19 protein-coding genes are annotated in these 23,160 nt (G+C 43.7%); 17 read left to right on the top strand and 2 right to left on the bottom strand.

All coding sequences use genetic code 11. The features are described 5' to 3' along the window. The 3 genes from dnaA to recF all read left to right on the top strand — a co-directional run bounded on the left by dnaA (nt 1) and on the right by recF (nt 3,893). The gene (dnaA, locus tag DRF63_RS00005) at nt 1-1,356 is read left to right on the top strand and encodes a chromosomal replication initiator protein DnaA (protein WP_005595570.1); all 1,356 of its coding nucleotides are present in this window, start codon (nt 1-3) and stop codon (nt 1,354-1,356) included. Between the two features lie 16 nt (nt 1,357-1,372). Continuing rightward, nucleotides 1,373-2,476 (top strand): DNA polymerase III subunit beta, encoded by a 1,104-nt coding sequence (dnaN, locus tag DRF63_RS00010; RefSeq protein WP_005595575.1) that lies wholly within the window; start codon nt 1,373-1,375, stop codon nt 2,474-2,476. A gap of 334 nt (nt 2,477-2,810) precedes the next feature. Beyond that, a complete protein-coding gene (gene recF, locus DRF63_RS00015) occupies nt 2,811-3,893 on the top strand; it encodes a DNA replication/repair protein RecF (protein WP_005595577.1) in 1,083 nt (360 codons plus the stop codon). Between the two features lie 54 nt (nt 3,894-3,947). Here recF and sodC read toward each other — a convergent pair whose 3' ends face one another. Beyond that, entirely contained in the window at nt 3,948-4,520 is a 573-nt protein-coding gene (gene sodC, locus DRF63_RS00020; RefSeq protein WP_005595580.1) for a superoxide dismutase family protein, read from the bottom strand. A gap of 182 nt (nt 4,521-4,702) precedes the next feature. Between sodC and asd the strand changes: the two genes are divergently transcribed. Next, nucleotides 4,703-5,815, top strand: a complete 1,113-nt coding sequence (gene asd / locus DRF63_RS00025) for an aspartate-semialdehyde dehydrogenase (RefSeq protein ID WP_005595584.1) — start codon at nt 4,703-4,705, stop codon at nt 5,813-5,815. Between the two features lie 126 nt (nt 5,816-5,941). On the opposite strand, the gene DRF63_RS00030 is transcribed toward asd, so the two are convergent. Then, complete coding sequence (locus DRF63_RS00030) at nt 5,942-7,072, bottom strand: porin (RefSeq protein WP_043991681.1); 1,131 nt, start codon at nt 7,070-7,072, stop codon at nt 5,942-5,944. A gap of 148 nt (nt 7,073-7,220) precedes the next feature. Here DRF63_RS00030 and lpxB point away from each other — a divergent pair, with 148 nt between their 5' ends. The 13 genes from lpxB (at nt 7,221) to murC (ending at nt 23,094) form a co-directional block, all read left to right on the top strand. After that, nucleotides 7,221-8,402, top strand: a complete 1,182-nt coding sequence (gene lpxB / locus DRF63_RS00035; protein WP_005595590.1) for a lipid-A-disaccharide synthase — start codon at nt 7,221-7,223, stop codon at nt 8,400-8,402. Between the two features lie 29 nt (nt 8,403-8,431). Then, nucleotides 8,432-9,487, top strand: a complete 1,056-nt coding sequence (sohB, locus tag DRF63_RS00040; protein WP_005595593.1) for a protease SohB — start codon at nt 8,432-8,434, stop codon at nt 9,485-9,487. Nucleotides 9,488-9,722: 235 nt separating this feature from the next. Beyond that, a complete protein-coding gene (gene mraZ, locus DRF63_RS00045; protein ID WP_005595596.1) occupies nt 9,723-10,181 on the top strand; it encodes a division/cell wall cluster transcriptional repressor MraZ in 459 nt (152 codons plus the stop codon). A 25-nt stretch (nt 10,182-10,206) separates the two neighbouring features. Then, nucleotides 10,207-11,148, top strand: coding sequence for a 16S rRNA (cytosine(1402)-N(4))-methyltransferase RsmH (gene rsmH, locus DRF63_RS00050; RefSeq protein ID WP_005595598.1), 942 nt, complete (start codon nt 10,207-10,209; stop codon nt 11,146-11,148). Nucleotides 11,149-11,160: 12 nt separating this feature from the next. Next, on the top strand, nt 11,161-11,475 hold the full coding sequence (gene ftsL / locus DRF63_RS00055; protein ID WP_005595600.1) for a cell division protein FtsL: 315 nt from the start codon (nt 11,161-11,163) through the stop codon (nt 11,473-11,475). Nucleotides 11,476-11,478: 3 nt separating this feature from the next. Continuing rightward, nucleotides 11,479-13,539: a penicillin-binding transpeptidase domain-containing protein gene (locus tag DRF63_RS00060; protein WP_009874742.1), complete on the top strand. Its 2,061-nt coding sequence runs from the start codon at nt 11,479-11,481 to the stop codon at nt 13,537-13,539. A 23-nt stretch (nt 13,540-13,562) separates the two neighbouring features. Further along, nucleotides 13,563-15,065 carry a UDP-N-acetylmuramoyl-L-alanyl-D-glutamate--2,6-diaminopimelate ligase gene (murE, locus tag DRF63_RS00065; RefSeq protein ID WP_005595604.1) on the top strand — a complete coding sequence of 501 codons (1,503 nt, stop codon included), beginning with the start codon at nt 13,563-13,565 and terminating at the stop codon, nt 15,063-15,065. 214 nt (nt 15,066-15,279) lie between these two features. Further along, nucleotides 15,280-16,674, top strand: coding sequence for a UDP-N-acetylmuramoyl-tripeptide--D-alanyl-D-alanine ligase (murF, locus tag DRF63_RS00070; protein WP_005595606.1), 1,395 nt, complete (start codon nt 15,280-15,282; stop codon nt 16,672-16,674). Between the two features lie 96 nt (nt 16,675-16,770). After that, complete coding sequence (gene mraY, locus DRF63_RS00075) at nt 16,771-17,853, top strand: phospho-N-acetylmuramoyl-pentapeptide-transferase (protein ID WP_005595609.1); 1,083 nt, start codon at nt 16,771-16,773, stop codon at nt 17,851-17,853. 61 nt (nt 17,854-17,914) lie between these two features. Then, the gene (gene murD / locus DRF63_RS00080; protein WP_005595611.1) at nt 17,915-19,225 is read left to right on the top strand and encodes a UDP-N-acetylmuramoyl-L-alanine--D-glutamate ligase; all 1,311 of its coding nucleotides are present in this window, start codon (nt 17,915-17,917) and stop codon (nt 19,223-19,225) included. 1 nt (nt 19,226) lies between these two features. Continuing rightward, nucleotides 19,227-20,405, top strand: coding sequence for a putative lipid II flippase FtsW (ftsW, locus tag DRF63_RS00085; protein WP_005595613.1), 1,179 nt, complete (start codon nt 19,227-19,229; stop codon nt 20,403-20,405). A 154-nt stretch (nt 20,406-20,559) separates the two neighbouring features. Beyond that, a complete protein-coding gene (murG, locus tag DRF63_RS00090; RefSeq protein WP_043991684.1) occupies nt 20,560-21,615 on the top strand; it encodes an undecaprenyldiphospho-muramoylpentapeptide beta-N-acetylglucosaminyltransferase in 1,056 nt (351 codons plus the stop codon). Between the two features lie 51 nt (nt 21,616-21,666). Then, nucleotides 21,667-23,094: a UDP-N-acetylmuramate--L-alanine ligase gene (murC, locus tag DRF63_RS00095; protein ID WP_005595615.1), complete on the top strand. Its 1,428-nt coding sequence runs from the start codon at nt 21,667-21,669 to the stop codon at nt 23,092-23,094. Nucleotides 23,095-23,160 lie beyond the last annotated feature (66 nt).

Below are 23,160 nucleotides of genomic sequence, written 5' to 3' on the forward strand. Positions count from 1 at the left end.
TTGGAGCAAATCGTGTCTTCCCTTTGGTCTGATTGTCTTAATCACTTACAAACGAAAGTATCGCCGACTGATTACAGCACTTGGCTACGCCCTTTGCAGGCAAGTTTTGCAAACGGGGAACTCACGCTTTACGCTCAAAACCAATTTGTTGAAAATTGGGTAAAAGATAAATTTTTGGCGGAGATCGTCGATCTTGCCCGTTTTTTATCGAAAAATAACGATTTAGCGGTTTCGATTCGCGTCGGGATTAAACCGGCGGAACATAGACCTGTCTCTCCAAGTACGACAAGCAGCAATTCAAAAGAAGAAGTACCAGAAACCAATAAAAATTTCAGAACGGGTTTAAACGAATCGCTTACTTTTGAGAATTTCGTACAAGGTAAATCTAACCAATTAGCCAAAGCGGTTGCCCAACAAGTAGCGGATAATCCGGGCGAAAGTCACTGTAATCCGTTTTCACTTTACGGTGGTACCGGTTTGGGTAAAACCCATTTATTACATGCGGTCGGTAATGAAATTCTAAAACGTAACCCGCAAGCGAGAGTGGTCTATATTCACTCCGAGCGTTTTGTGCAAGATATGGTAAAAGCGTTGAAAGGCAATACGATTGAGAATTTTAAGAAATTCTACCGTTCGCTTGATGTACTGATGATTGACGATATTCAATTCTTTGCCAATAAAGAAGCCTCACAGGAAGAGTTTTTCCACACGTTTAATTCCTTATTCGAACGTAATAAACAGATTATTTTAGCTTCGGATAACTTCCCAAAAAATATTGAGAATATCGAAGAACGCATTAAATCTCGACTAAGTTGGGGCGTGAGTACCGCAATCGAACCGCCTGAATTGGAAACTCGAGTGGCGATTTTGATGAAAAAGGCGGAAGAGCGTGGAGTAGAGTTACCAGAAGAAGTAGCGTTTTTCATCGGGCAAAAATTGCGTACCAATGTACGTGAGTTGGAAGGGGCATTAAACCGTGTGATTGCGTGGCGTAACTTTACTAAGCGTCAAATCACGATTGATGCGGTGCGTGAGGCGTTAAAAGATCTGATTGCGTCTTACGATCACTTAATTACGATTGAAAATATTCAAAAAACGGTTGCCGAATATTACAACATTAAGATGTCTGATTTAAAGTCGAAGAGCCGTACCCGTTCGGTCGCTCGTCCTCGTCAAATGGCGATGTCTTTGGCAAAAGAATTAACCAATCACAGCTTACCGGAAATCGGGCGAGAATTCGGCGGACGTGACCACACTACCGTGATGCACGCCTGCAGAACAATTAATGAATTACGTGATACCGATAGCGGTATTCAAGAAGATTATACCAACTTAACCAGAAAATTATCGTCATAGGCGATAAGGGATTATTATGCAATTTACGATAACCAGAGAACAGTTACTTAAGCCTTTACAACAGGTCTGTGGCGTATTAAGCAGCCGCCCGACGTTGCCTGTGATTAATAATATTTTGCTTGAAATCGAAGGCGACCGCTTATCGCTAACCGGAACGGACTTAGAAGTGGAATTAACTACGGTGGCAACCCTTGAACAAGCGGTTGATTTTGCCGGAAAATTTACCATTCCTGCCAAGAAATTTCTCGATATTTGCCGTAGCTTGCCGGAAGATAGCAGCATTTCGGTACAATTCGAAGAAGATCGTGCGTTAGTTAGAGCGGCTCGCAGTAAATTTAATTTAGCCACATTGCCGGCAAGCGATTATCCGAATTTAATGGATTGGAAGCCGGAAGTGGATTTTTCGATTGAACAATCCACCCTTGCTCGTTTGATTGATGCGACGCAATTCTCAATGGCGAACCAAGATGCGCGTTATTTTCTAAACGGGATGAAGTTCGAAACCGAAGGTAATTTATTGCGTACCGTCGCAACGGACGGACACCGTCTAGCGGTTTGTACCATGGCGTTAAATCAAGAGTTATTAACCCATTCGGTCATTGTGCCTCGTAAAGCGGTATTAGAATTATCACGCCTTGTCGCCGTGAGTGATGAAACGGTACGTTTAGAAATCGGCACCAGTAATTTACGTGTGTCAATGAACGGCGTGGTGTTTACCTCTAAACTGATTGACGGGCGTTTCCCGGACTATCGCCGTGTATTACCACGCAATGCGGATCGCATTTTAGAAGCGGAAACCGAAGTGTTAAAACGTGCATTAATGCGTGCGGCAATTTTATCGAATGAAAAATTCCGTGGCGTGCGTTTGGCATTAAGCGAAAACTTACTCAAAATTACTGCAAATAACCCGGAACAAGAAGAAGCGGAAGAGATCATTGACGTGGCATATCAAAGCCCGGAAATGGAAGTCGGCTTTAATGTGAGTTATTTGTTAGACGTGCTGAATACCTTAAAATGCGAGCGTGTGCGTTTCAATTTGGTGGATGCAAGTTCAAGCTGCTTAATTGAAGATTGTGATAACAGCACCGCCGAATATGTGATTATGCCGATGCGTCTGTAATTTGAATGTTACTTTCTTTGCTTCGCCAAAGAAAGTAACCCCTATACATTATTAACAGAAAGGCGACCCCAGATTTTCCTTTTTCTTCCGCTTATTGCTAACTTTTTGGACGAACTTTCCAAACTCGCTTGTAAGCAAGCTCAAACAAGGAAAGTTATCCTCAAAAGTTTACGCAATCGCTCCAGCGGAAAATAGGGGACAAGACAACATTCCAATTTTGCAAAAAATGGTATAAAAATGACCGCTTGTAAAAGCGATTTTATCAAGCGGTCATTTGTGAATTATTGCACCAATCAGAATTGCTTTAGAACACTCGATCTTAGAGAGTCCATATATGCCCCTATCCAGATTAATCATCAATAATTTCCGAAATCTCCAATCTCTCGATCTTGAACTCAGTCCTAATTTTAATTTTATCGTAGGGCATAACGGCAGCGGTAAAACCAGTCTGCTGGAAGCGATTTTTTACTTAGGGCACGGTCGGTCATTTAAAAGCCATATCAGCAATCGAATCATTCACTACCAAGCGGAAGACTTTGTGCTACACGGGCGTATTGATGAAGGACAACATCAATGGTCGGTTGGGATCCAGAAAAAACGTTCGGGCGATACGCTGTTAAAAATTAACGGCGAAGACGGCAATAAAATTTCCGATTTAGCGCACTTACTGCCGATGCAAGTAATTACGCCGGAGGGGCTAACCTTATTAAACGGCGGGCCGACTTTCCGTCGAGCGTTTTTAGACTGGGGGCTATTCCACCAATATACCGAATTTTATAGCTGTTGGGCGAATTTAAAACGTTTACTCAAGCAACGAAATGCTGCATTACATCAAGTTCGTAGCTATGCCGAATTAAAGCCGTGGGATATTGAATTGGCGAAATTTGCGGAGACTGTCAGCCAAATGCGTGCGAAATATGCGGAAGCGTTACGACCGGAAATTGAGAAAACCTGTCAGTTTTTCTTACCTGAATTGGAAATAGGGGTGAGTTTCCATCAAGGCTGGGAGAAAGGGACGGATTATGCCGAGATTCTTGCTCAAGGTTTTGAGCGAGATAAAGCCATGGGCTATACCATGATTGGTCCGCAAAAGGCGGATTTTCGTTTTCGGGCGAACGGCTTACCGGTGGAAGACGTACTTTCTCGCGGGCAATTAAAATTACTGATGTGTGCGTTGCGTTTGGCACAAGGCGAATATTTAGTGGCGCAAAAAGAACGTCAGTGTTTATTCCTGATCGATGATTTTGCTTCCGAGTTGGACCCGATTAAACGGGAACTGTTGGCACATCGTTTACGAGAAAGCGGCTCACAGGTGTTTGTGACGGCGATTACCAAAGATCAGCTAAATCAAATGCAATGGCAAGAGAGCGAACAAGATAGTCTGTTCCAAGTTCAACAAGGTATGCTGACTAAATAAAAAGGGATGTGTTACACATCCCTTTTTTCATCGGTTTAAATTTATTTAATTATGTTATTTGATGACGCCGCAAGCCATACGCGGACCGCCACCGCCTAATGGAGCCGGGTGATCAGAGTGGTTATCGCCGCCTTCGTGAATCATTAAAGAGTGACCTTTAACTTCATCAAGTTTTTTCAAACGCGGAGCAAGAACCGGATTGGTTGCAGAACCGTCGTGTGCGATGGTTAATGCCGGTAAATCACCTAAGTGCGCATCGTCCGACCACGGATAGCCGTGTTGCTTGGTATCTTTCGGATCCCAGTGCCCGCCCGCGCCTAAACCGGCAACCAGTTTACCGTCTTTTTCTTTCGGTTCACAGCTTGGGTTTTGGTGAATATGGAAGCCGTGTAAACCTTGAGCTAAACCGTGTAAGTGCGGAGTAAACACTAAACCGTATGCAGATTCGGTAATTTCTACCGTACCGACATCCTTGTTTCCTTTTACAGGATCAAGTTGTTGTACTTGTACGACAAGTTTTTCCACTGAGCTGTTATCCGCTTTTTTATGATCATGATCCGCATGTGCAAAGGCAACTGCCGATGCGCCGAATAATGTAAAAGCAAGAGCTAGATTTGTGAGTTTCATAGAACATCCTTTTATTTTGGTTAATGGACTGTGTGTATTGTACACTATAGTAAAGAATTTAAATAATATTATTTAAATAGTCTAAAACTAATTGCATTTTAGTAGAAAATCCTGTATTTATCAGATTCTATTTCTCAAAATAAATTCAAACACAACTTAGTAAATTTAATTAGGAGCATAAAATGCAAAATGTAGGTTTTATCGGTTGGCGCGGTATGGTTGGCTCGGTTTTAATGGATCGTATGGTTCAAGAAAACGACTTTGCGAACATTAACCCGATTTTCTTCACTACCTCGCAAGCGGGTCAAAAAGCGCCGGTTTTTGCGGGTAAAGATGCGGGCGAGTTAAAGAATGCCTTTGATATCGAAGAATTAAAAAAATTAGATATTATCGTAACCTGCCAAGGCGGTGACTACACGAACGAAGTGTATCCTAAATTAAAAGCAACGGGTTGGAACGGTTACTGGATCGACGCCGCATCGGCATTACGTATGGAAAAAGATGCGATTATCGTATTGGATCCGGTAAACCAACACGTCATTTCCGAAGGTTTAAAAAACGGCATTAAAACTTTTGTCGGCGGTAACTGTACCGTAAGTTTAATGTTAATGGCAATCGGTGGTTTATTCGAAAAAGATTTGGTCGAATGGGTTTCGGTTGCAACTTACCAAGCGGCTTCAGGTGCGGGTGCGAAAAATATGCGTGAGTTACTCTCACAAATGGGCGAATTGGAAGCTTCCGTAAAAGCGGAGTTGGCGAATCCGGCATCATCTATTTTAGAGATTGAGCGCAAAGTAACGGCGAAAATGCGCGAAGACAGTTTCCCGACCGATAACTTCGGTGCGCCGCTTGCCGGTAGCTTAATCCCTTGGATCGATAAATTATTAGAAAGCGGCCAAACCAAAGAAGAATGGAAAGGTTATGCGGAAACCAACAAAATTTTAGGTTTAAGCGATAACCCGATTCCGGTGGACGGTTTATGTGTGCGTATCGGTGCATTACGTTGCCATAGCCAAGCATTCACTATTAAATTGAAAAAAGATCTACCGTTAGCGGAAATCGAGCAAATTATTGCGGCGCATAACGAATGGGTGAAAGTAATCCCGAACGATAAAGAAACCACTTTACGCGAATTAACGCCGGCGAAAGTAACCGGTACGTTAAGCGTTCCGGTCGGTCGTTTACGTAAATTAGCGATGGGTCCGGAATATCTTGCGGCATTTACCGTAGGTGACCAATTATTATGGGGTGCGGCAGAGCCGGTACGCCGTATCTTAGTTCAATTAACCAAATAATTCGGATTAATTAGAGACTAACAAGCGGTCGGGTTTTGCAAAAAAATTGCAAATTTTGACCGCTTATTTATTGCAATAAAAAGCCCAAGCAATGCTTGGGCTTTGTTGTTTTCGGATAATATGAAATTACCAATAAGCACGGAAACCGACAACTGTCGTATAGTCGCGTGATTTGTTCACGCCGCGAGCTACTTTAGCTTCCGGATGTGTGGTACGAGTCGCTTGCCATTCTACAAAAAGTTTGGTTTTTAACTGATCAACCACTTTTGGTAAATAGTATTCGGTACCCACCATAAATTGGTGTTTTTTCTCGTTATTATCTCGACCGATTGCACGTTCAAGTCTATTGGTTTTATAAGCGTACATACCGTATGCACGCCAATCATCGGTTAAACGATGGTACACAAGGGTACGCACTTCTTTTTCGGTACGTTCGTTGCCTTGTACCGATTGATTTTCTGTTTTACGACGTTCTAAATCCACACCGAATGTAGTTTTATCATAGGTATATGCCGCACCTACCGAATAAGCATTACGGTCATAAGTCGGTGCCGAACCGATACGCTCGAAACGCTCGCGAGAGAAACCGGTCGCCACTTGTACGCTTTGTACGTCGTCAAATTTATGGTTATAAATTGAACCGAAGCCCCATACGTCTTTACGATCTTGGCTTAAATCCATATTCGTATTCGAGCGTTGGCTATGACCGCCGTAGTACGCACCGACTTTTAAGCCTTCAATACCTTTATACACATATTGTACCGAACGGCGTGCGCCGGAAACTAATAAGCCGTCAGATAAACTTAAGGTATTCGGGATATCGGTTTGTTTGACTTCATCGGTAATCACCGTTTGGTTACCGTAAGTCACTTCACCGTATTGCTTATGACCGAAACCGGCGTAAAGTTGATGAGCATAAATATGATCAAAATCGTGTTGAGAACTTGACACGCCACGCTCATCGGCACCGCGTAAACGCCATTCGACACGGCCTAAAGTGTAAACACCGCTGCCGAGTTGTTGAGTTAAGCGGAAACCGAAACGTGAACCGTTATTTTGTACCGGTTTATTTACGTGATTACGAACCGCCGAACCGTTTTGGTAAGTATCTTTAGTTGAAGTACTTGTCCATTTTACACGAGCGGAACCGATAAATTCCGCTTTAGTACCAGTTGAATCTAAGTTAAATAATTCAACCGCTGATGCCGAGCTTGCCATAAAAGCAGAAGCGAAAAGGGCTAATGCTGTTTTTTTCATATTCACTCCAAATGAAATATAAATCAAAGGCTATAGTTTACTTGGAGTGAAAAATTCAATCAATGTGATTTTGTTAGTTTATATTGTGATTGGTTATAATCAGCCTATAATAAAAGTAATTAAATGAATAATTAATGAGAGTGAAATTATGATGACAAAAGAAGCGCCTCTTATTGCTCTAGTTGCCGGTGAGATTTCTGGTGATATTCTTGGTGCTGGGTTGATTAACGCCCTTAAATTACATTATCCGAACGCCTGTTTTATCGGAGTTGCCGGCCCCCGAATGATACAAGCCGGTTGCGAAACACTATTTGATATGGAAGAGTTGGCGGTAATGGGATTGGCGGAAGTGGTCAAACATTTACCGCGTTTGCTGAAACGTCGTAAGCAAGTGATTGAAACAATGTTAGCGGAAAAGCCGGATATTTTTATCGGTATTGATGCACCCGATTTTAATTTAACCGTCGAAGAAAAACTCAAAGCGAGCGGAATTAAAGCTATTCATTATGTTAGTCCTTCGGTTTGGGCATGGCGTCAGAATCGTGTTCAGAAAATCGCACGTGCGACTAATTTAGTGTTGGCGTTTTTGCCGTTTGAGAAAGCATTTTACGATCGCTTTAATGTGCCTTGCCGTTTTATCGGTCATACCATGGCGGATGCGATTGCGCTGAAACCGAATCGCTCAGAAGCTTGTGCCACTTTAAATTTGGATGAAACGCAACGTTATCTGGCGATTTTGGTTGGAAGCCGAGCCAGTGAAGTCAGGTTTTTAGCGGAACCTTTCTTAAAAGCGGCGCAAATTCTAAAACAACAGTATCCGGACTTACAATTTTTAGTGCCGTTGGTTAATGACAAGCGTATCGCCCAATTCGAGCAAATTAAAGCGCAAGTTGCTCCTGAATTATCGGTACATATTCTGAAAGGCAACGCCCGTCAAGCGATGATTGCGGCGGAAGCCTCATTACTTGCTTCCGGTACGGCGGCATTAGAGGGAATGTTATGCAAATCACCGATGGTTGTCGGCTATAAAATGAAAGCGATGACTTATTGGTTGGCGAAACGCTTAGTGAAGACCAAATATATTTCCCTGCCTAATTTATTAGCGGATGAAATGCTCGTGCCGGAATTAATTCAAGACGAATGTAATCCGGAAAATTTAGCTTGGTATTTGGGTAATTATTTGGCGGATGATGCAGACCATAGAAAACAGCGAAACGAATTAAAACAACGTTTTACTGAATTACATAAACTGATTCAATGTGATGCGGACGCTCAAGCGGCTCAAGCGGTTGTCGATGTATTGGAAGCGAACACAAGCGATCAAAATTAATTTTATTTTTACAAAAGGAATCTCACGGCATGTGGAAAGAAATTTTACTTAATTACGGTATTTTTTTATTAGAATTACTGACGTTGTTCGGCATTGTTGCGGTGGTGGTGATGCTGATTTTGGAAGCTCGAAAACAGCCTGAAAGCGGTGCGATTTCGATTACGAATCTGACCGAAAAATATCAGGAGCAACAAAAGTCTTTAGCGAATTTTTTCTTGAGTGAAGAAGCACAAAAACAAGCGGAAAAAGCGGAGAAAAAAGCGGCGAAAGAAAAAGCGAAAGCGGAAAAGAAACGTTTGAAAGAGCTTGGAGAACAGGGAGAAGAAGCGCCGAAGTCACGTTTGTTTGTACTTAATTTTACCGGCGATGTTCAGGCGCATGCAGTAAGTTCTCTACGCCGAGAAATTGATGCGGTCATTTCTTTAGCGAATAAAGAGGATGAAGTGTTATTAAGATTGGAAAGTCCGGGCGGTGTAGTACACGGTTACGGCTTAGCGGCTTCTCAATTACAACGTTTACGTACTCACAATATTCCGCTGACGGTGGCGGTCGATAAAGTGGCGGCAAGCGGCGGTTATATGATGGCGTGTGTGGCGAATAAAATCGTCGCCGCTCCGTTTGCGATTATCGGATCGGTTGGTGTGGTGGCGCAAGTGCCGAATATTCATCGTTTATTGAAAAAACACGAAATTGATGTGGACGTGATGACCGCCGGCGAATATAAACGCACGGTAACCTTAGTCGGCGAGAATACCGAGAAAGGCAAACAAAAATTCCAACAAGAATTGGAAGAAACTCACCAATTATTTAAACAATTCGTAGCGCAGAACCGCCCGCAATTGGATATTGAAAAAATCGCCACCGGCGAGCATTGGTTCGGTAAACAGGCGTTGGCACTCGACTTGGTTGATGAAATCAATACCAGCGATGATTTATTGCTTAATGCGATCAAAGAAAAAGAGGTGATCGAATTGAAATTTAAACAGAAGAAAAACCTCACGCAACGTTTAGGCGAGCAAGTGGAACTTTCCGTAGAAAACGTGATCGCCAAGTTACTGCATAAGCAACGTTCAAATATGATGTAATCGAGTGTTAAGCAAGCGGTTCGATTTTGTGAAATTTTTGCAAAATCGAACCGCTTATTTTTTTTGTTATGATCTTTACCAAACAAAACGGTAAAACAGCTTGCCCGATTAACAACTAATCTATAAAATTTGATCTCTTAAGTGGGAAAAAGTGGTGTTTTGTGGAATTTTTAGGAACTTTTCCTAAATTAACGAATCTTTTAAACGTATCAATAAGCTTGGCTAGGTTGGCAAAATGTTTCGCGGCGTAACTTCAATTAGTATCGATAATAAAGGACGGATCGCTATTCCGACTCGTTATCGTGCCGAATTGCGTGAACAACACGAGGGAGTTTTGGTTTGCACCGTTGATATTCGCCAGCCGTGTTTATTGCTTTATCCGTTACACGAATGGGAAACGGTGGAACAAAAACTACTTGCGCTTTCCAATTTTGATCCGATGCAGCGTCGTATTCAGCGTGTAATGCAAGGTTTTGCAACCGAATGTGAAATGGATGCTGCGGGCAGAATTTTACTTAGCCCCACACTCAGACAGCACGCACAGCTCGAGCAACAAATTATGTTGGTCGGGCAATTAAATAAATTTGAAATTTGGCAAGATAAACAGTGGCAATCACAAATTGCGGAAGATCTTGCCTTGGGCGGTTCGGCGGAAATGCTGAATTGCGAAGCCTTAAAAAACCTTTCTTTATAAGATAAATAAGTGAGTTGGAAAAATAATGAACGACACAGTCCATAAGCATATTACCGTATTGCTACATGAAGCCGTTGACGGTTTGGCGATTAAGCCGAACGGTATTTACATAGACGGTACTTTCGGACGAGGCGGTCATTCTCGACTCATTCTCTCAAAGCTTTCCGAACAAGGTCGCTTAATTGCGACGGATCGTGATCCTCGTGCAATTGCCGAAGCGAATACGATTGACGATACTCGCTTTCAAATTGAGCATACCGCTTTTTCTGCGATTCCTGATGTTTGTGAACAATTAGGCTTAACCGGCAAAATTGACGGTATTTTGCTTGATCTCGGCGTTTCTTCGCCGCAGCTTGATGATGCGGAACGCGGCTTCAGTTTTATGCGCGACGGGCCGCTTGATATGCGTATGGATACCACTAAAGGTTTATCGGCTGCCGAATGGCTGGCACAAGTTTCAGCGGACGATTTGGCGTGGGTGCTAAAAACCTTCGGTGAAGAACGTTTTGCCAAACGCATTGCACAAGCGGTCGTTTCTTACAATAAATCTGCAACGAATAAGATTTCTCGTACGCTGCAATTGGCGCAAATTATTGCCGATGCCGTGCCTTTCAAAGACAAGCACAAACATCCGGCAACTCGCTCGTTTCAAGCAATTCGTATCTTTATTAACAGCGAGTTGGACGAGCTGGAGAAAGCGTTACAGTCGGCATTAAGCGTATTGGCGCCGGAAGGACGTTTATCGATTATCAGTTTCCATTCGTTAGAAGATCGAATGGTTAAACAATTTATGAAGAAAAACAGTAAAGGTATGGACGTGCCGAAAGGTTTACCTATTTTGGAGTCGGAATTAAATAAAAATATTCCGTTAAAAATCATTGGTAAAGCGATTATGCCGAGCGAAGCGGAAATCGAAGCAAACCCTCGCTCACGTAGTGCCGTATTACGTATTGCGGAAAAAAGATAGAGGATTTAGCGAATGGCAAGTAATGAACGTTATCCGCTCCATCAAATTATTTTAGATGATTTAACCGCGCATAATAAGGTGGCTCTAATCCTGATTATTGCCGTCGTTGCAACTGCAATCGGTACGATTTGGATTACTCATCAAACCCGTTTATTGACTGCGGAGCAAGGTAAACTTGTACAGGCACAGCGTAAACTTGAAAATCAATATATCCACTTACAATTAGAAGAAAATGCGAAGAGCCAGAAATCTCGCGTAGAGGCGGCGGCGGCAAGTTTCGGTTTACAGTCGATAAAAAAAGAGCAAGAAGTTATTTTGGTTGAATAAAGCATGGCAAAGTCAGTTAAATTAAAGCGTAAACCCGTGGCTATCGAGCCGAATACAGAAGTAAAAAAGCAAACTAATACTAAAAATGAACCGAGTTATCTCCCGATTCGTTTTGGTGTGGTCGGTTTTTTCATCCTTGTAATGGCGGGAATGCTGATTGCTAAAGCGGCTCATATTCAGTTATTTGATTCCGAACGCCTGATTAATGAAGCGAATAACCGCTCATTGCGTACTAAAGAGTTACCTTTCACGCGAGGGCGAATTCTTGATCGTAACGGCCGATTCTTATCCATCAGTGTACCGATGTACTCTCTCACCCTCGATCCTCGAGAATATTTTGACAGCAAATTACGCCGAAGCCCTGAACGTTGGAAATTACTGGCAATGGAAATGGGTGCCTCCAAAAGTAAAATTGAAAAAAACGTCAATGATTTCATAGAGAAAAAGAATACTTCAAAAGAAAAAGTAGCCTTTGATCCTCGTTCTATTCTCAATACAAAAAGTGAAGATTACTGGACGCTTTTAGCGCAATCGACCGGGCTGGATTACAATACGTTAATCCAATCGGTGAGAAATAATCCGAGTTCCGCATTCTTAATGCAGGAAATTTCCGCCTCGCAACTCGAACGTTCTAAACTTGAAGCGATTGCCAAAGCGACCGGCGAAAAATATAACGACCTGATGGCGCGTTTATATAAAGCGGTGCGCCAGCGTTTTATCTACATCGCACGCCACGAGCCGGAGAGTATCGCCAATTATGCGCAAGAACTGAAAATCGACGGTATGGTATTGAAAGCCGAATCACGCCGTTTTTATCCGCTGGCGGAAGAAGCCTCGCAATTAATCGGTTTTACCGATATTGATGACGTACACGGTACGGAAGGTTTAGAGCGTAGTTTCGATTCTTTATTAATCGGTAAAAACGGTCGCCAAGTGATTCGTAAAGATGCGCGCGGTAATGTGATTGAAAATATTCGCGATGAAAAACAATACGATCCGCAAGACGTTATGTTGAGTATCGATGAAGAATTACAATCCGAAGTATATAAAAAAATTAAAGAAGCGGTTATTGCCAATAATGCCGAATCCGGCACGGCGGTGTTAGTTGATGTGCAAACCGGCGAAATTTTGGCGATGGCGAATGCGCCTTCGTTTAACCCGAACAAACGGGACAGTTTTAAGCCGGAATTAATGCGTAACCGAGCGATTACCGATACTTTCGAACCGGGTTCGACGGTTAAGCCGTTAGTGGTTTTAACCGCATTGCAAAACGGGGCGACTTATCGCGACGAAGTGATTAATACGCGTCCGTTTGTGGTAAACGGGCATACGATTAAAGACGTTGCGCCGCGTGAAAGTTTATCGCTGACCGGTATTTTACAGAAATCGAGTAATATCGGGGTAAGCCGTTTGGCGTTACGTATGCCGTCCACCGCACTGGTCGATACTTATAGCAAGGTCGGTTTCGGTAAAGATACCGGTTTAGGCTTGGGCGAACAAAAAGGGACGAACGGCGATCGTAAACGTTGGTCGGATATCGAACGTGCAACCATGGCGTACGGTTACGGTTTAAATATTACACCGTTACAGCTTGCGCGAGCTTATGCGACCTTGGGAAGTTTCGGTATTTATCGACCGCTTTCGATTACCAAAGTGGATCCGCCGGTTATCGGCGAACGAGTATTACCGGAAAAAATTACTCGTGACGTAGTGCATATGATGGAAAGTGTGGCGCAAAAAGGCGAAGGCGGTCAGAAAGCGATGGTGGAAGGTTATCGTGTGGCGGTGAAAACCGGTACGGCTCGTAAACTTGAAAAAGGGCAATACGTCGAAAAATATATTGCCTATACCGCAGGTGTTGCGCCGGCAAGTGATCCCCGCTTTGCCTTGGTTGTGTTGATTAACGAACCGAAAGCCGGACAATACTACGGCGGTTCGGTTTCTGCGCCGTTATTCTCGAGTATTATGGGCTATACCCTGAAAACGAGAAATATCAAACCGGATAACCTCACCGACACCGAAAGTGCCGTACGAGAAATTAAATTAGAACAAAAAGTAAATTAGAACAGAATAAATTAGGTAACAATATGAAACGTTTACTTCCCTTTCTCACCGAACTTGATGCTTGGGTGACGGAATTAAAACCGCTTAAGCAAATGACGTTGGATTCTCGCCAAGTGGGTGAAGGCGATCTGTTTGTGGCGTTAAAAGGGCATCAAGTGGATGGTCGTCGATTTATTCAAAAAGCGATTGAGCAAGGCGCAGCTTTAGTCTTGGCGGAAGCGGACGAAGGGCAGGACGAAATTGAGTTGGATGCGAAATTTGCAAAATATAACTTAGATCGCACCGCTTGTAAGGTGGTTTTAGTACCGAATTTGGCTCGTATTTTATCGGAAATTGCCGGTGCGTTTTATGCCAATCCGTCTGAAAAACTTACTCTCGTAGGTGTAACTGGTACCAACGGCAAGACCACAAGCGCGCAATTACTTGCCCAATGGCATAACCTATTAGGCGGAAAATCGGCGGTAATGGGGACGATCGGTAACGGTTTATACGGCAAAGTACAAGATGCGGCAAATACCACCGGTTCGGCGATTGAAGTGCAACGTAATTTAGCCGACTTTGTGGAAATGGGCGCTGATTTTTGTGCGATGGAAGTTTCTTCGCACGGCTTAGCTCAATATCGTGCGGAAGCGTTAAGCTATGATTTAGCGGTATTCACTAATTTAAGCCGTGATCATCTCGATTACCACAAGACAATGGAAGAATATGCACAAGCAAAATTCCGTTTGTTTAGCGAATTAGATACCAAAGCACAAGTATTAAACGCAGATGATGAAGTCGGGCGTGAATGGTTGGCAAAATTGCCGGATGCGGTTGCCGTCAGTACCGATGCGAGCTTTAGTAGCGAGCATAAATTCGTTAAAGCGACCGATGTGAGCTTTAGCTTACAAGGTGTAAAAATTGCGTTTGAATCGAGCTGGGGCAACGGCGAGTTAAATAGCCGTTTAATCGGTGCATTTAACGTCAATAATTTACTCACAGCATTAGCCGGCTTATTAGTGCTTGGTCATGATTTACCAAAATTAATTGAAACTGCACCGCTTCTGCAAGGGGTTGCCGGACGTATGGAGTGTGTCGTTTCGCAAAAAAATCCGCAAAATAGACCGCTTGTATTAGTCGATTACGCTCATACGCCGGATGCGTTGGAAAAAGCCTTGCAAGCGGCACGATTACATACCGAAGGCGAGCTTTATTGTATTTTCGGTTGCGGTGGTGATCGTGATGCGGGCAAACGCCCGATGATGGCGGCGATTGCCGAAGAACTGGCGGATAAAGTGATTGCGACCGATGACAATCCGAGAACCGAAGATAACGCTAAGATTATGGCGGATATTCTCAACGGTTTCGTTCAAGTGGAGAAAGTACAAGTGATCCACGATCGTGAACAAGCAATTAAAACCGCAATTGAACAAGCGAATGAAAAAGATGTGATTTTAATTGCCGGTAAAGGGCACGAAGATTACCAAATTATCGGGACGACTAAGCATCATTTTTCAGATCAGGAAACCGCGGCTAAATACCTGTAGCTTGTCACTTTCTTTGCTTCGCCAAAGAAAGTAACCAAAGAAAGGCGACCCCAGATTTTCCTTTTTCCTCTGCTTATTGCTAACTTTTGGGACGAATTTTTCAAACTCGCTTGCAAGCAAGCTCAGACACGAAAAATTGTCCTCAAAAGTTTACGCAACCGCTTCGGAGGAAAATAGGGGGAAATGCAATAAATAGGCTGAAGATAGATATTCAATGATAAAACTAACAACAAATGAAATTGCCGGCATTCTTAATGCACAGCTAATTGGTGATGGCAATGTGCTGGTGGAAACCACTAGTACCGATACTCGACAAGCGGTCGAAAACGGGCTGTTTTTTGCGTTAAAAGGCGAGAACTTTGATGCGCACCATTACTTAGCTAATGCGGTGGAACAAGGCAGTGTGGCAGTAGTGGTTGAGCGTGAATGTGAGATTTCCGTACCGCAAATTGTGGTGAAAGATACACGCCTTGCGTTAGGCGAGTTAGCCAAATGGTTAAAAGCGAAACTTAATCCGAAAACCGTGGCGATGACCGGTTCTTCAGGCAAAACCACCGTAAAAGAAATGACGGCAAAAATTTTGCAAAAAATGACCGCTTGTGAAGATGAAGTGCTTTATACCTTTGGCAACCTAAATAACGACCTCGGTGTGCCGATGACCTTGTTACGTTTAACGCCGCAACATAAATTTGCGGTGGTGGAACTCGGGGCAAACCATATCGGCGAAATCGCTTATACCACAGAAATTACTCAGCCGGACGCTTGTTTAGTGAATAACGTTGCCGCGGCGCATTTAGAAGGTTTCGGCTCACTCGAAGGTGTAGCGCAAGCAAAAGGCGAAATTTATCGAGGCTTAAAAGCCGGCGGTAAAGCGATTGTGAATCAAGCCTTTTATTATCCGCAATGGCAAAAAGAAATCGGCGAGCATGAGCTACAATCATTTAGCTATATCGGTTCGGATCAAGATTCGTATGCGGATTTTTGGGCGGAAAATGTGGAATTGGGTTTAGCCGGATCTCGCTTTACCTTACATTCTCCGCAAGGTGAAATCGAAATTAATTTGCCTTACTTAGGCGCACATAATATCAGCAACGCTTTAGCGGCAACTTCGCTCTCTATGGCGGTCGGTGCGGATTTACAAGCGGTCAAATCCGGTTTGGAACAACGTTCGCAAGTAAAAGGTCGTTTGTATCCGGTTGAAGTCAATGATCATTGTTTGTTCATTGACGATACTTATAACGCCAATGTCGATTCGATGAAATCGGCGGTGTCGGTGTTAAAAAATTATCCGGCTTTCCGCATTTTTGCGGTCGGCGATATGGCGGAACTCGGTGACGAAAGTGAGGCTTGTCATCAGCAAGTGGCGGATTTCGTACGTGAAGCGAATTTAGATTTAGTCGTCAGCTTCGGTAAGCAAAGTGCGGTAATCAGTCATGATACGGCACATCATTTTACCGATAAACAAGCGATGCACGATTTCTTATTGCCGATTATTTCGCAAAAAATTGCGGAAAAACAACCGCTTGTGTTATTGGCAAAAGGCTCTCGCAGCCAAAAAATGGAAACGTTGATTTCCGCTTTATGCCTTTCTTTGGGCGTTTCTTTTTAATGTTAAGGTAGATAGCGGTGCGAGCGTTTGCTCGTCGCTATTTAAATATAAATCGGGTGATTTACCCGCTTAAAATAATTTAACAAGGGTTTTGTTATGTTAGTTTGGCTTGCTGAGTATTTAGTCCAATACAATACGGCATTTAACGTTGTATCTTATATTACTTTCCGTGCGATTATGGCGTTGCTTACCGCAATGGGAATCGGTTTATGGATTGGGCCTGAAGTGATTCGTCGCTTACAGCTCTTAAAATTCGGTCAAGAAGTGCGTAACGACGGTCCGGAAAGCCACTTTAAAAAACGCGGTACACCGACTATGGGCGGCATTATGATTTTAATCGCCATCGGTGTGAGTACCTTACTTTGGGCGGATTTGCGTAACAGCTATGTTTGGTTTGTGCTGTTTGTGTTATTCGGCTACGGTGCGGTTGGTTTTGTCGATGATTACTGGAAAATCAAACGTAAAAATACCGACGGCTTAATTGCTCGTTGGAAATATTTCTGGTTATCAGTGATTGCGTTGATTGCAGTATTCGGCATTTATGCAGTCGGTAAAGATACGGCAGCAACCCAATTAGTGGTGCCGTTCTTTAAAGACTTTATGCCGCAGCTTGGTATTTTCTTTATCATTCTGTCTTATTTTGTAATTGTCGGCACTTCAAACGCAGTAAACCTCACGGACGGTTTAGATGGTTTAGCGATTGTACCGACCATTATGGTGGCATCGGCTTTTGCATTAATCGCCTGGGCGACCGGTAACTTCAATTTTGCACAATATTTACATATTCCGTTTGTTCCGAATGCCGGTGAATTAGTGATTCTATGTACTGCGATTGTCGGTGCCGGTTTAGGCTTCTTATGGTACAACACCTATCCGGCACAAGTATTTATGGGCGATGTCGGTTCACTTTCATTAGGCGGTGCGTTAGGTACGATTGCGGTATTGGTTCGCCAAGAATTATTACTCGTGATTATGGGCGGTGTATTCGTAGTGGAAGCCCTTTCGGTAATTTTACAAGTCGGTTCGTATAAACTTCGCCAAAAACGTATCTTCCGTATGGCGCCGATTCATCATCACTTCGAATTAAAAGGTTGGCCGGAACCTCGTGTTATCGTGCGTTTCTGGATTATTACCTTGATGCTTGTGTTAATCGGCTTAGTGACGTTAAAACTTCGTTAATCATAGGTGGGCTTGTCCCACCTTTTTAACAAATTATAAAGAGTTATAAAGAGATTCAATTATGCAAAACCAATATAAAGATAAAGTCATTACGGTTATCGGCTTAGGTAAAACAGGTTTATCTTGTGTCGAGTTTTTGGCGGATAAGCAAGCAAAAGTACAAGTCATTGACACTCGTGAAACACCGGCTGGAGCAGATCAACTTCCGGCAGATGTACCGTTGCATACCGGCGGTTTAAACAGCGAGTGGCTGTTAGCCTCCGATTTAATTGTAATTAGTCCGGGGCTTGCGTTGGCTACACCGGAAATTCAACAAGCGATCAACGCCGGTATGGAAGTGGTTGGCGATATCGAATTATTTGTACGTGAGGCGAAAGCACCGATTATTGCGATTACCGGTGCAAACGGCAAAAGCACGGTGACGACCTTAGTGACCGAAATGGCAAAACAGGCGGGGATTAAAGTCGGTATGGGCGGCAATATCGGAGTGCCGGTATTAAGCCTGTTAAACGATGAATATGAATTGTTTGTGTTGGAACTGTCTAGTTTCCAATTAGAAACCACTTCGTCATTAAATGCGGTGGCAGCAACTATTTTAAATATTAGTGAAGATCATATGGATCGTTACAATAACTCGCTGGAAGAATATCGTTTAGCGAAATTGCGTATTTATGACAATGCCGAGAATGTGATTGTAAACGGTGAAGATAGACTGACTTATCCGCTTGAAACGCAAGCGGTCAAAAAATTGATTCGTTTTGCAGAACATAACGCCGAATATACGATGCGTAACGGCATTTTATATTCGGGCGATGATGCGATTATCCCAACTAAAGAAATGCTGATTTCAGGTCGTCATAACGAAATGAATTCATTAGCGGCAATGGCGTTAGCCGAAGCGGCGGGCATTCCGCGTGAAGGAATTGTCAAAGCATTGCAAGTGTACGGCGGTTTGAATCACCGTTTCCAAGCGGTCAAGACCAATGACGGTGTGCGTTGGGTAAACGACTCAAAAGCAACCAATGTCGGCAGTACGGTAGCGGCACTCAACGGTTTACAAGTAGCGGGAACGCTTTATTTGTTATTAGGGGGTGACGGTAAAGCCGCTGATTTTTCCGAGTTAAAACCGCTTATCAATAAACCGAATATCGTTTGTTATTGCTTCGGTCAGGACGGTGCGCAATTAGCCGCATTATCAAGCCAAAGCGTATTGGTGGAGACTATGCAACAAGCGATTGAACAAATCCGCCCGCAATTGAAAAAAGGCGATATGGTGTTATTGTCACCGGCGTGCGCAAGTCTCGATCAATTTAAGAACTTTGAAGAACGCGGACAGGTTTTTGTTAAATTAGCTCAGGAAGTAACCGCTTAATATGTTAGAAAGATTGAAGACAGAATGGGATAAATGGGTTCGATTAACACCGGCGAATTCGTTATACGATCGTACTTTGCTTTGGCTGTTTTTCGGCTTACTGGTTATCGGCTTCATTATGGTTACCTCGGCATCAATTCCGGTCAGTACCCGTTTAAACAATGATCCGTTTTATTTTGCGGTGCGTGACGGCGTCTATTTAGCGGCGGCATTGTTTGCCTTTGTCACGATCGTGCAAATTCCGACCGAAAGCTGGGAAAAGCGAAACGTGCTGTTTTTCCTCGTATCGCTGGCTTTTTTGGTTATCGTATTGATTTTCGGGCGCAGTATTAACGGTGCGGTACGTTGGATCCCGCTTGGTCCGGTCAATTTTCAGCCGGCGGAATTGGCAAAATTAGCGATCATTTGCTACTTTTCCAGTTTCTATGTGCGTAAATACGATGAAATGCGCACCAAACGGCTCAGTTTTATTCGTCCGATGGTGATTCTCAGTATTTTCGGTTTTTTATTGCTGTTACAACCGGATTTAGGTAGTACCTTCGTACTCTTTATGCTCACTTTTGCGATGTTGTTTATTATGGGCGCAAGAGTAATGCAGTTCCTATTTTTAGGGGTAACGGGTATTTTACTGTTCGCCTTTTTGGTACTGACGTCAGAATATCGTTTAAAACGAGTAACCTCGTTTATGGATCCGTTCGCCGATGCTTACGGGGACGGTTTCCAACTTTCAAATTCACAAATGGCATTCGGTCAGGGCGAATTTTGGGGACAGGGGTTAGGTAACTCAATCCAAAAATTAGAATACCTTCCCGAAGCGCATACCGACTTTGTTATGGCGGTAGTCGGTGAAGAATTCGGTTTTATCGGGATTGTCGCCATCGTGATTTTACTCTCGGTATTATCGTTACGCGCACTTAAAATCAGTCGAGACGCGTTAAAACTGGAAGCGCGTTTCAGAGGCTTTTTCGCCTTCGGTATTGCGATTTGGATTTTTATTCAAGGCTTTGTGAACTTAGGGGTCGCTTCCGGTTTACTGCCGACCAAGGGTCTGACTTTCCCGCTGGTCAGTTACGGCGGATCCAGTTTAGTGATTATGTCGATCGCCATTGCGGTACTTTTACGCATAGACTATGAAAATCGCCTAGAACTGGTTGGACACGCTCAAATTAAAGAGAGTTAAGATCAACAAGCGGTCGGAATTTGCAAAAAATTTGCAAAAACTGACCGCTTTCTTTTTCCGTAAATTGTCAATTTCCTGTACAATAACAACAGTTTGTCTAAAAAAAGTTTCACAAGCGGTCGATTCCGCTCAAAAGTTTGTAAAAGAGATCAAAATGGCTAAAAAACTTCTTGTCATGGCAGGCGGAACCGGCGGTCATGTCTTTCCGGCAATTGCCGTAGCGTGCGAGTTGCAAAAACAAGGCTGGGAGATCCGTTGGTTAGGTACCAAAGATCGAATGGAAGCCGACCTTGTGCCGAAGCACGGTATTCCGATTGAGTTTATTCAAATTTCCGGATTAAAAGGAAAGGGAATCGGTGCATTATTGAAAGCGCCGTTTGCGATTTTTAAAGCGGTAATGCAAGCGCGTAAAATCATTAAAAATTACCAGCCTGATGCGGTACTCGGTATGGGCGGTTATGTGTCCGGGCCGGGCGGTATTGCTGCGAAATTGTGCGGTGTGCCGGTTATTTTACATGAACAAAATGCGGTTGCCGGTTTAACTAATGTCTGGTTATCAAAAATCGCTTGCCGTGTGTTACAAGCGTTCCCGACCGCATTCCCAAATGCAGAAGTGGTGGGGAATCCGGTGCGTGAAGATCTCGCCCAGCTCGAAGCGCCGGAAATTCGTTTTGCCGAACGCGGTTATCCGATCAATATTTTAGTAATGGGCGGCAGCCAAGGCGCAAGAGTGATTAACCAAACCGTACCTGAAGTGGCGAAACAACTCGGTAACAATGTTTTTATTAGTCATCAAGTAGGGAAAGGTAACCTCGGCGGGGTAGAAGAAATTTATCAAGCGACCGGCAACGGTATCGCCGCCGAATTTATTGACGATATGGCGCAGGCTTATAGCTGGGCGGACTTAGTGATTTGCCGTTCGGGAGCTTTAACCGTCTGCGAAATCGCCGCGGCAGGCTTACCGGCAATTTTTGTGCCGTATCAACATAAAGATCGCCAACAATATTTGAATGCGACTTATTTGGCGGATGACGGTGCGGCAATCATTATCGAGCAACAAGATTTTACGCCGCAGACTTTATTGAATGTGTTACAACCGTTAATCGCCGATCGCCGAAAACTCACCGAAATGGCGGTCAAAGCCAGAGCTAAAGCAACACCTACCGCAGCACAACGTGTGGCGGAAGTGATTATCGAACAAGCTAAATAGTTTTAAATGCAATCAACAAAAATATTTGGTTGCACAGATAGGAAAACAACAATGAAAAATTTCCAAGATAAAATTAAAAAATTAGTGCCGGAAATGCGCCGTGTAAATCAGATCCATTTTATCGGTATCGGCGGTGCGGGTATGAGCGGTATCGCTGAAGTGTTATTAAATGAAGGCTATCAAATTTCCGGTTCCGATATTGCCGAAGGTCCTGTGACTAAACGTTTAGCGGAAGCCGGTGCAAAAGTGTTTATCGGTCATCAAGCGGAGAATGTTGCCGGTGCGAGCGTAGTGGTTGCTTCCAGTGCGATTGACGACAGCAATCCGGAAGTGCGTGCGGCAAAAGAAGCGCGTATTCCTGTGATTCAGCGTGCGCAAATGTTGGCGGAAATTATGCGTTTTCGTCACGGTATTGCGGTTGCGGGAACGCATGGTAAAACAACGACTACCGCAATGATTTCGATGATCTATACCGAAGCGAAATTAGACCCGACCTTTGTAAACGGCGGTTTGGTTAAATCGGCGGGGAAAAATGCGCATTTGGGTGCAAGCCGTTATTTAATTGCGGAAGCGGATGAAAGTGATGCGTCGTTCTTACACTTACAACCGATGGTTTCGGTGGTGACTAATATCGAACCGGATCATATGGACACTTACGGCGGCGATTTCGAGCAGATGAAAGCGACTTACGTAAAATTCCTACGCAACTTACCGTTCTACGGTTTAGCGGTGATGTGTGCCGATGATGAAACGGTAATAGAAATTGCGCCGCAAGTCGGTCGCCAAGTATTAACTTACGGCTTTAGTGAAAAAGCGGATTACCGTATCGAAGATTATCAACAAACCGGTTTCCAAGGTCATTACACTGTGGTTTGCCCGAACGGCGAGCGTATTGACGTATTGTTGAATGTGCCGGGTAAACACAATGCACTGAATGCAACAGCCGCACTGGCGGTCGCAAAAGAAGAAGGAATTGCTAACGAAGCGATTTTAGCCGCGCTTGCCGATTTCCAAGGTGCAGGTCGTCGTTTTGACCAATTGGGTTCATTTATTCGTCCGAACGGTAAAGTGATGTTGGTTGATGACTACGGTCATCACCCGACCGAAGTGGACGTAACAATTAAAGCTGCTCGTTCAGGTTGGGAAAACAAACGTGTTGTGATGATTTTCCAACCGCACCGTTATTCGCGTACCCGTGATTTATTTGATGATTTCGTACAAGTGTTATCGCAAGTCGATGCGTTAATTATGCTCGAAGTGTATGCGGCGGGCGAAGCGCCGATTGTCGGAGCGGATAGTAAAGCGTTATGCCGCTCAATCCGTAATTTGGGTAAAGTGGATCCGATTTTGGTTTCGGATACCGATCAGCTTGGCGAAGTATTAGATCAAATTATCCAAGACGGCGATTTAATTCTTGCACAAGGTGCCGGTAGCGTAAGCCGCATTTCTCGTGGCTTGGCGGAAAGCTGGAAAGCCTAACAAGCGGTAAGATTTGCAAAAAATTTTGTAAAATTGGCCGCTTGTGAATCTCCAATCGGTCAGTAG

Source organism: Actinobacillus pleuropneumoniae (genome assembly GCF_003290385.1).
Classification (GTDB): Bacteria; Pseudomonadota; Gammaproteobacteria; order Enterobacterales; family Pasteurellaceae; genus Actinobacillus; species Actinobacillus lignieresii.

Bases quoted from the DNA above. Each gene is read 5' to 3' on its own strand.
- dnaN (WP_005595575.1), top strand. From the start codon at position 1,373: ATGCAATTTACGATAACCAGAGAACAGTTACTTAAGCCTTTACAACAG.
- recF (WP_005595577.1), top strand. From the start codon at position 2,811: ATGCCCCTATCCAGATTAATCATCAATAATTTCCGAAATCTCCAATCT.
- sodC (WP_005595580.1), bottom strand. From the start codon at position 4,520: ATGAAACTCACAAATCTAGCTCTTGCTTTTACATTATTCGGCGCATCG.
- asd (WP_005595584.1), top strand. From the start codon at position 4,703: ATGCAAAATGTAGGTTTTATCGGTTGGCGCGGTATGGTTGGCTCGGTT.
- DRF63_RS00030 (WP_043991681.1), bottom strand. From the start codon at position 7,072: ATGAAAAAAACAGCATTAGCCCTTTTCGCTTCTGCTTTTATGGCAAGC.
- lpxB (WP_005595590.1), top strand. From the start codon at position 7,221: ATGATGACAAAAGAAGCGCCTCTTATTGCTCTAGTTGCCGGTGAGATT.
- sohB (WP_005595593.1), top strand. From the start codon at position 8,432: ATGTGGAAAGAAATTTTACTTAATTACGGTATTTTTTTATTAGAATTA.
- mraZ (WP_005595596.1), top strand. From the start codon at position 9,723: ATGTTTCGCGGCGTAACTTCAATTAGTATCGATAATAAAGGACGGATC.
- rsmH (WP_005595598.1), top strand. From the start codon at position 10,207: ATGAACGACACAGTCCATAAGCATATTACCGTATTGCTACATGAAGCC.
- ftsL (WP_005595600.1), top strand. From the start codon at position 11,161: ATGGCAAGTAATGAACGTTATCCGCTCCATCAAATTATTTTAGATGAT.
- DRF63_RS00060 (WP_009874742.1), top strand. From the start codon at position 11,479: ATGGCAAAGTCAGTTAAATTAAAGCGTAAACCCGTGGCTATCGAGCCG.
- murE (WP_005595604.1), top strand. From the start codon at position 13,563: ATGAAACGTTTACTTCCCTTTCTCACCGAACTTGATGCTTGGGTGACG.
- murF (WP_005595606.1), top strand. From the start codon at position 15,280: ATGATAAAACTAACAACAAATGAAATTGCCGGCATTCTTAATGCACAG.
- mraY (WP_005595609.1), top strand. From the start codon at position 16,771: ATGTTAGTTTGGCTTGCTGAGTATTTAGTCCAATACAATACGGCATTT.
- murD (WP_005595611.1), top strand. From the start codon at position 17,915: ATGCAAAACCAATATAAAGATAAAGTCATTACGGTTATCGGCTTAGGT.
- ftsW (WP_005595613.1), top strand. From the start codon at position 19,227: ATGTTAGAAAGATTGAAGACAGAATGGGATAAATGGGTTCGATTAACA.
- murG (WP_043991684.1), top strand. From the start codon at position 20,560: ATGGCTAAAAAACTTCTTGTCATGGCAGGCGGAACCGGCGGTCATGTC.
- murC (WP_005595615.1), top strand. From the start codon at position 21,667: ATGAAAAATTTCCAAGATAAAATTAAAAAATTAGTGCCGGAAATGCGC.